The organism is Candidatus Nealsonbacteria bacterium, from assembly GCA_019923625.1.
In the GTDB taxonomy this organism is placed as follows: Bacteria; Patescibacteriota; Minisyncoccia; order Minisyncoccales; family RBG-13-42-11; genus JAHXGN01.
In genome coordinates this window covers 29,622-37,613 of record JAHXGN010000003.1, presented here as the reverse complement: position 1 = coordinate 37,613, position 7,992 = coordinate 29,622, and the positions used below count along the sequence as shown (strand labels likewise).

Sequence of the window (7,992 nt, the reverse complement as noted above, 5' to 3'; positions counted from 1 at the left end):
GATTTTATTAAGCGTGTCTAAAACTTTTTCGCGTGCGTCTTTTGTGGTACTATCGGCGACGATAACTTCTGTAAAAACTTTTTCTCCATTCGGAAGCTCGCGATTTATATTTTGTATTGCTGAACGCGCGACTTCCGGCACGAGTTCTACTCCTATGCCATGTCGCCCCAACCTTTTTGATTCAATAAGCGTTGTGCCATGGCCCAAAAAAGCGTCCAAAACAACATCGCCTTTTTTGGTGAAGCGTCGCATCATTTGATTCGGGATTTGCGGAATAAAATTTCCGTGGTAAGCGTTGTTGTGCGCGCCGGATTTGTCACGCTCGCCAATCAGCCACAAGCTATCGGTCAAGATATCTTTATACTCTTTCCAATCGTCTAAATTTAGGTCGTTTATCTTCGACATAGAAATTATAAGGTTGATTCGTAAGATTCCTTTATTAAATTAAAAATATAATCTACATCGCTATCGAGAGTAAATTTAATCTTACCTCTATATCCCCATTCATTACTTGTAACATCTTTTACCAATTTTTTTACATCGCTTTTATAATATGGCTCCCTGATTAAAAGTTGAATCCAGGTTGGCCTAAATTCCAACCGAGCAAAACTTTTTGTTGTTCGGTAAAAAATTCCGCTTTTGCCAAAATTTTCTTTTACATCAGGAAGTTCAAGGATTTTTAAGCGAAGTGAATTTGCTATTTTCTGCATTTCTGGAGATGTTATGTTCAAATGATATTCAAGATTATATTCTCTCGCTTCTCGTTTTTCGCCGTTTTTCTTACTGGTCTTAATCTCCGCTGGGCTATAAATGTTTTCTATTTGTAAAATATCGGGTTCGTAGTAAGTGTAGGTTTTTAATTCAATGTTTTTTTCCTGCTGGACAGCTCCTAAAACATATCGACTAAAACCTTGGGCAATCAAAATAACTCTCGGCTGTTCCCAATTAACCTTTGTTTTTACTCCAAGTTTTTTATCAACAAGTAATTCAAAATGAGGTTTATTTTTTACTAGCCAATTGAAATAACATTTACCCTGCGAAAATATTTCCTCATTTTCTTTCCATTTATACTCAATAATCACGGGAGTATTATTTTCATCAATTCCTAGTGTGTCAATTCTGTAATCAATTCCGCCATAATTTATTGGATATTCTTTTTCTATAAACCTTACTCCTAAAATTTCGTCTAAATTTTCGGCAAAAAAATCCCGAAGTTCCTCCTCTCTACCGAAACCATTTTCTTTAAGGGTAATTTGGGATGCTTTAATTTTGTCAATTTTGAAAATTGGCATAGTTTATTTAATTAAATCGTCAACCGCTACGCCTAGTGCTTTGGCGATTTTTGATAATGTTTCAATAGTCGGATTTTTATTTCCGCCTGCTTCAATTTTAGCAATAAAACAAAAAATTCTCAACCAAAAAATTGAGATTTCTGAAAAATTGAAAGATTTTGAGCGAAAAGGCAATAGTGCGCTCTAACTCGTCCGGAATTGGATAATTGAAGCTAACCAAGCTAAAAATCTCATTTTGTATTTCGCTGACCTGCCCGCCAAAGCCTTGGCGTCGGCGGGAGGCGAAAGAAAACCATCGGCTCATTGCGGCTTTGCCGCAATATTCCGCAGTTGCGGGATGAACCGCTGCCTTGCCCGTGGAAAATTGGCGATTGATTTCAAAAATCCGTGGAATTATCTTGCCGAAATGCCCGCCGAAGCGAGGCGCGAAGCCCCGAGCGAGGTAAATCACGCTATAAATAAACTTTGGTGGACCCGCGGGGAATCGAACCCCGGACTCAACTATGCCATAGTCGCGTGTTACCGCTATACCACGGGCCCGTATGCCCCCGATAGGAGTCGAACCTATATTTAAGGTTTAGGAAACCCTTGTCCTATCCATTGAACGACAGGGGCAAAAAATTTTTAATTTTTAATTATTTCCCGCGACCTTCCCAAAGTAGAAGGATTTTATTTTTTTCCTTACGCTGGCCAAGAATTTGTTGTTCCCAAAGTACAGGGGAACAAAAAAGAAAAAACAAAAATCGGAGGCGGCTCTGGCTTTATCGTCTCTTCCGATGGCTATATTATTACCTCAAGCCATGTTGTGGCCGATAGAGATGCGGATTATACCGTAATTTACGAGCCGAAAAAAACTTTTCCAGCTAAAGTAATTTCCAGAGACCCGATTAACGATGTGGCTATTTTAAAAATTCAGGACAAAAATTTTCCTTATTTGGAATTGGCTGATTCGGATAAAATTGAACTGGGAGAAACCGTAATTGCTGTTGGTAATGCTCTCGGTGAGTTTCATGATACGGTCAGTACCGGCGTGGTCTCGGGATTATCGCGCCATATCACCGCCTTTTCCGGATTATCAAAACAAGCGGAAATGTTCAGGGGGTTAATTCAAACCGATGCGGCCATTAACCCCGGAAATTCCGGAGGACCTTTGGTTAATATTGAAGGAAAAGCGATTGGTATTAATACGGCTGCGGTAATGGGCGCTCAAAACATTGGCTTTGCTATTCCCATTAATTGTGCCAAAAAAGACCTGGAAGAAATTAAAAAATACGGTAAAATCAAAAGGCCGTTTTTGGGAGTAAGATATATTATTTTAAATAAAGAAATAGCCGATTTTCATAAATTAGCCGTTGATTACGGAGCTTTGGTTATCAGAGAAACCTTTGGAGAAAGAGCATTGGTTAAAAATTCAGCGGCGGAAAAAGCCGGCCTAAAAGAATATGATATAATTTTAGAAATCAATCATGAAAAAATCAAAGAAAAAAATCCCTTGGCCAATATTTTACAAAAATATAAAATTGGTCAAGAGATTACCCTTAAGATTTTAAGAGAGGGAAAAGAAATAATTCTAAAAGTAAAACCGGAAGAAAAGAAATAAAATAAAAAACAGCTTCAAGGCTGTTTTTTTATGCAAGCTTGGTGAGCGAGGAGAATCGAACTCCCATCACCTGAGCCACAGTCAGGAACTTTGCCATTAAGCTACGACCACCATGGTGCCCTCGCGAGGAATCGAACCTCGATCTAGACTTTAGAAGAGTCCTATTCTATCCGTTGAACTACGAGGGCATTTTAGCTTTATTATTCTATATGGAATTTTCTTTTTCGTCAACTTTAAACAGATTGGGATATTTTTTAAATTCCGCGTCTTTAAATTTTTCTTCTTTTTCCTGCCAGGTTTTCAAAACTTCTTGAATATCTTTGTTATTAAAAATAAATGGGGGTTCTAAAATTTCCGGTTCAATTTTTTTAGCCGAAATGTAATATCTGAAATAAAAAAAGCCGGAAAAAAGTAAAGCTAAAACAAAAAAAACAATTAAGGTTAGAAAAAAATTCTTTGCCAAAATTTCTGGCAATTTTTGAACAAGCTCTTTTATTTTATTTAATCTTTTTAAATTTTTTATTATTTTTCTTATTATTTTCATCTCGCTTATTTTGTAAAAACCTTTATTAAAAGAGAGGTTTCGGTTCCTTTTTCATTTCTTCCGACATTTAAATTTAAAATCTCAATTAACCAGGGAGAATTTTCCAATTTATTTAAAAATTTTAAAAAATCAGGGAATTGGAGATGGCAAAATTTCGATTGAAGTTTGAGAGGGATAAGCAATTTTTCTTAAAAAAGCAGTGAATTTGATAATATCAGCCGGTATTTTAGGGTCAATAAATAAGGTCTCAATTTTTTCCAAATTTTCTTGATGAATTTGATAAATATTTTCAAAATTTCTGAGATTTGTAATTTTCGTTTCAAACAAAGCCGCTTCTTTTTTTTGATTGATAATAATTTCTGAATTATTTTTTATCTCATTTAAAAAGGGAAGAATTACCAAGGAAATAAAAAAAGAAGATGTTGTTAAAAAAATTATTAAAGTTAAAATTGTTTTTTTATTCGGAGCCATGTAGATTATCTATTGTTTTAAAACTAACGCTAAAATCAATATCGGTTAATTCAATCCAAACAAAAGAAGGGAAAGAAATTTCTTTAAGGTTTTTTTGTTCTTTTAGATTATTTTTAAAATCAACCAATAGCTCAATTGTCGGAGCAAGGCCTGAAAGATTAACCTGACCATCTTCGGCCTGATATGAAAAAGAGTCAAGCCGTATTCCCGGCGGAATAATTTGGTAAATTTGTTCTAAAAATTGGGTTAAACTAAATTTTTTTTGATAAAAAGCATTCAATTGGGAAAGTTTTTGATTGGTTAAATTGAACTTTTCCTCAAGATTATGAATTTGCAAAAATTCCTCTTTTTTAAGAGAAAGTAAGTTTTTTTGAAATTCAATTTCATTCTCCTGTTGAAATTTTATTAAAAATAAAAACAGGGAAAAGCAAAAAAGAAAGAAAGAAAAAAGAATGACTAAAATCAAAACCAACTTCCGATTTTTTTCTTCAATAAGTTCTTTTTTATATTGTTCCGGTAAAAGATTAGTCATAATGGTAGGGCGAAGAAAGATTACTTTCTTCTTCCGCCGAGCGTAGCGAGGCGGGAGATGGTCGCAGAAACAAGTTTCTTCTCCCGTCTCGCCTTCGGCTCGACGAAGAGGACTTCGTCCTCTTCTTTACCTTCACTTTTGCTTCGCAAAAGTTCGGTGCGAGAAGAAGATTTATCTTCTTCGAACTCTCTTAATGCCAAGCCCAAAGATGTTGTATATTTTAATGATTCCTCAAAAGATAATTGGGGAACTTCTTTTAAGGGTTGGGGTAAAATATTTATCCAAGGATTACCAATTTCAACCGGGATTTTAAGTTCATTGGTTAAAAAACCGTCCAACCCCTTTAATCCCGCCCCTCCGCCGCAAAGAAGAATTTTTGATATTTCTTTTCTTTTTTGGGAAAAAAATTCTTGAGATGTTTGAGTTTGATAATAACCCAGATATTTTTTTATTTGTTCAATAAAATCGGTCAGAATTGGAATCATTGCCTCAAAAATTTCCTTTCCTTTTTCATCTTCTTTTTTTAGTCCGTTTTCTAATTTTAATTTTTCTGCTTCTTGAAAGTCTATTTTCATTGTTTTAGAAATGGCTTGGCTAAAATTTTCTGAAGAAATGGACAAGGAAAAAGTAAGTCTTAAAGAATAACCGGAAAAAATCATCAAACTGGTTTTTGTCCTCCCTAAATGAATTAAAAGAAAAGATGATGGTTGATTTGTTTCATTTTCCCGAGCCACGGCGAAGGGGNNTGCCGGTTGTCACTCTTTATCAAGACATAGGATTTGGCTGTTATTGGTTGACTAAGTTCAAACAAGATAAATCTCCCTCCCGAGCCGCAGCGAAGGGGTTCGAAGAGAACTCTGTTCTCTTCTCACGCCTCACCTTCCTATCGTCAGGTTCAGCGGAAGAAGAAGATTTATCTTCTTTGACCTTAATTAAAGCCCTAACTATTGCTTGAGGTTCAATTTCCAGGGCTTTGGGAAAAAGGCCGGCTTTTTTAAAACAGGAAACATAAGGATCAACTATTTTTTTGGGCAGGGCGACAATTAAAGCTTCATAATAATCCTGTTTATTGAAAAAAGGGGGAATAATTTGAAAATCCAAATAGACATCTTCAATTGGCAGGGGAATGTGGTTTTGGGCCTCATAAATAACGGCTGATTTTAATTCTTCTTTGTTTATCAGCGGTATTTTAATTACTTGCAAAAGGGTCTTTTCTTCGGGTAGGGAAGCAATAAGATATTTTGTTTTTAACTTCTCGCCCTTAACATCATTTAGGGCTTGTTTAAGAATTTTGATAAAAAGAGCTTCTTTTTTTATTTCGCCCTGTTTAATTATTCCGGCTGATTTTATTTCTGTTTCACCAAAAGAAGCCAAGCTTAAAAATTCTCCTCTTTTTTTGAGTTTAGCAATTTTTAAAGATCGGTCAGAAATATCTAAACCGAAAACTTCTTGTTTTAAACTTAAAAATTCTAACATCTTTAAATTAATTATATCATCAAAACCAATAAAACAAAAAGTGGTCCTAAGTGACAATTAAAATTTAAGCGAGGGAACCAATTTTTATGGACCATCCGCAGGCAAATTGCATGGTTTCGCACGCAGCGAAAATTTGCCGAGGAAATGAGCTTGCTCCTCGCTGGGGAGCAGAGCGTGTCCTAAAAATTGTGTTCCCGAAGCGAATCACCGTCCTTTAAAATTTTACAGGCCTTATTCAATTTCTTTCCAACTAACAACTTTCCAATCCCCGGCCGGTCCGCTGGTAAAGGTTGTATCAGCCAATCCAACTTCATAAGTAACTTTGGCATTATCCTTGAGCTTTAATCCATAACCGGAAACCTGTCTTAAAATTATACTATCCTCTAAAAGAATATAACCCCTTGAAGCATAAATAATATCTATGGTCGGACCATCTTTAATTACAATAGCTTCCGAGCCGGTTAAAACAGAATCTAATTCAGAAAGCAGCATTAAATAACTTCCGGCCTGACCGGTACCCAGGGCTTTAGCCCTATCTTGAACAATAATTTTTCCATCGGCTAAAATTAATCCGCTCAAAGAACCATAGGTGGCCGGATTTAAAAGAATTTGTCCCCTATCTTCTAAGGTTATATTTCCGGTAACCCAGATTGTTCCGGTTAATAAAAGTTTAGCCTGGTCTTGAATAATTAAATTGCCCTCAATTTTTTTTGGCCCCAAAAAAACCTCCTGTTTTCGCCTTAAAGTATAATTACCGGAAATAATTCCTCCAGCCAGACCCTCGCTTTTCCATTGTTCAATTTGGCTCTGGGAAATTGGTAAGTCCTTGGGCTTAATTTCTTCGGTTTGAACATTGGTTGCTGAGGCAGGACAATTTATTATTGTCCCGCCCTGAACATAAGTCAGGGTGCCTGAAATTTTAGAGTTTCTACAACTATGAACATTAGCATTAAGGCCGATTATTAAACCATTTATTTCATTTCCGTTTTTGGCCACAATTGCCGTTCCGGTAATTCTTGGATTTCCCCCAACTCTTACAATACTTCCATTGGAAAAAACATTTCCCTCAATTTTTGCCGTGTCTTGCATTTTGATTCCTCCATCTCCAATCTGAGCCCCGTAAAAAAAAGATATTTTTTGGGTTGAGACCTGATAAACAACCTGTATTCTTCTTATCTGGTTTAAAAAACTTCCGCCACTAGTAATGGTCCGGGAGCCGCCAAAAGCATCTGAAATTTCAATTGTCGCCAAACTCTGGCCAACCTTTAAACTATAAGAGTTGGGCAATTTCATTTTTTTGACAAGGCGCAAGAGAGTATCTTCAATCCCGGCTTCGGCCGCAAAATAACTCTGGGTTGAAGTAATAATATTACCGCCGATTTCTTGTTGACCAACAATTAAAATGCCAAAAGAAATTACAATGCCGCAAACAACTGCCAAAACCAAAATAATCAAATAAAAAAAAGTAAAGCCCTTTTGGGAAACAAAATTGTCTTTTAATTTCTTTTTCAGCATTTTAATAATTTCTTAAAGAAGCGGTTGAGACCAACTTAACCGCGGCCCGATATTCCGGCCTATTCTCCGGATTTTTGTAACTGATTTCCAGCTCAATTTGAAGGGAAGGAATGGAGCCGGTTATAATTTGAGTAAAGATTAGGCTGGTCACTTTTACTTCTTGAGAAGTTAAAACAGTTGGGTTTTGAGATTCTTTTTTCAAACAAAGGGATTCGGCGCAAAGATAAAAATCAATAAAACTTGTTTTTTCACCAGCCGGCAAATAACGAATCGTCTCTAAAGAAAGCTGATTTTCAGTGGTGGTTGGGCTATAAATACTTTTTGCTCCCCTTATTTCATAAACCATTATTTCCATTGCCCTTTGGCTATTATTCAGGGTCTCTGCCATTACCCTGAATTTAGTATTGGAACGAATGGCCAAAAGTAAAAAAGAAGTAATTGCTCCGCCAACAATGGCTAAAACTCCAATATAAATTAAAAGTTCAATAAGGGTGAAGCCCTTATTTCGTCTGACGCTTTTTGAACCTTCAAGCTCCCGAGCGATAGCGAAGGGGCGAGAAGA

Annotated in this window: 11 protein-coding genes, 4 tRNA genes and 1 pseudogene; 1 reads left to right on the top strand and 15 read right to left on the bottom strand. The window is 36.1% G+C overall.

The genetic code is table 11. The features are described 5' to 3' along the window. The 6 genes from KY055_00875 to KY055_00850 form a co-directional block, all read right to left on the bottom strand. The coding region (locus tag KY055_00875; protein MBZ1345184.1) for a site-specific DNA-methyltransferase at positions 1-405 on the bottom strand (405 nt) is incomplete at its 3' end. Positions 406-410: 5 nt separating this feature from the next. Further along, a complete protein-coding gene (locus KY055_00870) occupies positions 411-1,292 on the bottom strand; it encodes a hypothetical protein (protein MBZ1345183.1) in 882 nt (293 codons plus the stop codon). A 3-nt stretch (positions 1,293-1,295) separates the two neighbouring features. Continuing rightward, positions 1,296-1,415 (bottom strand): helix-turn-helix domain-containing protein, encoded by a 120-nt coding sequence (locus KY055_00865; protein MBZ1345182.1) that lies wholly within the window; start codon positions 1,413-1,415, stop codon positions 1,296-1,298. Beyond that, positions 1,390-1,743 carry a hypothetical protein gene (locus KY055_00860; GenBank protein ID MBZ1345181.1) on the bottom strand — a complete coding sequence of 118 codons (354 nt, stop codon included), beginning with the start codon at positions 1,741-1,743 and terminating at the stop codon, positions 1,390-1,392. Before KY055_00860 ends, KY055_00865 begins: the two co-directional genes overlap by 26 nt. Before the next feature lie 15 nt (positions 1,744-1,758). Further along, a tRNA-Ala gene (locus KY055_00855) sits at positions 1,759-1,832 on the bottom strand. Positions 1,833-1,835: 3 nt separating this feature from the next. After that, a tRNA-Arg gene (locus KY055_00850) sits at positions 1,836-1,907 on the bottom strand. A gap of 19 nt (positions 1,908-1,926) precedes the next feature. On the opposite strand from KY055_00850, the gene KY055_00845 reads away from it, so the two are divergent. Then, positions 1,927-2,892 (top strand): trypsin-like peptidase domain-containing protein, encoded by a 966-nt coding sequence (locus tag KY055_00845; protein ID MBZ1345180.1) that lies wholly within the window; start codon positions 1,927-1,929, stop codon positions 2,890-2,892. A gap of 39 nt (positions 2,893-2,931) precedes the next feature. On the opposite strand, the gene KY055_00840 is transcribed toward KY055_00845, so the two are convergent. From KY055_00840 to KY055_00800, 9 genes and pseudogenes are all read right to left on the bottom strand, one after another. Beyond that, positions 2,932-3,004: transfer RNA gene (locus KY055_00840), tRNA-His, on the bottom strand. 1 nt (position 3,005) lies between these two features. Further along, positions 3,006-3,080 (bottom strand) — tRNA-Arg (locus tag KY055_00835). 17 nt (positions 3,081-3,097) lie between these two features. Next, positions 3,098-3,436: a hypothetical protein gene (locus KY055_00830; GenBank protein MBZ1345179.1), complete on the bottom strand. Its 339-nt coding sequence runs from the start codon at positions 3,434-3,436 to the stop codon at positions 3,098-3,100. 129 nt (positions 3,437-3,565) lie between these two features. Beyond that, entirely contained in the window at positions 3,566-3,907 is a 342-nt protein-coding gene (locus tag KY055_00825) for a hypothetical protein (GenBank protein MBZ1345178.1), read from the bottom strand. Continuing rightward, positions 3,894-4,439 (bottom strand): PilN domain-containing protein, encoded by a 546-nt coding sequence (locus KY055_00820; GenBank protein MBZ1345177.1) that lies wholly within the window; start codon positions 4,437-4,439, stop codon positions 3,894-3,896. The genes KY055_00825 and KY055_00820 overlap by 14 nt, the downstream gene beginning before the upstream one ends. 20 nt (positions 4,440-4,459) lie before the next feature. After that, positions 4,460-5,182: pseudogene (gene pilM / locus KY055_00815) on the bottom strand (pilus assembly protein PilM). 43 nt (positions 5,183-5,225) lie between these two features. Further along, entirely contained in the window at positions 5,226-5,915 is a 690-nt protein-coding gene (gene pilM / locus KY055_00810) for a pilus assembly protein PilM (protein ID MBZ1345176.1), read from the bottom strand. Positions 5,916-6,146: 231 nt separating this feature from the next. Then, positions 6,147-7,430, bottom strand: a complete 1,284-nt coding sequence (locus KY055_00805; GenBank protein MBZ1345175.1) for a hypothetical protein — start codon at positions 7,428-7,430, stop codon at positions 6,147-6,149. A gap of 1 nt (position 7,431) precedes the next feature. Beyond that, on the bottom strand, positions 7,432-7,992 hold a 561-nt coding region (locus KY055_00800), incomplete at its 5' end, for a prepilin-type N-terminal cleavage/methylation domain-containing protein (protein MBZ1345174.1).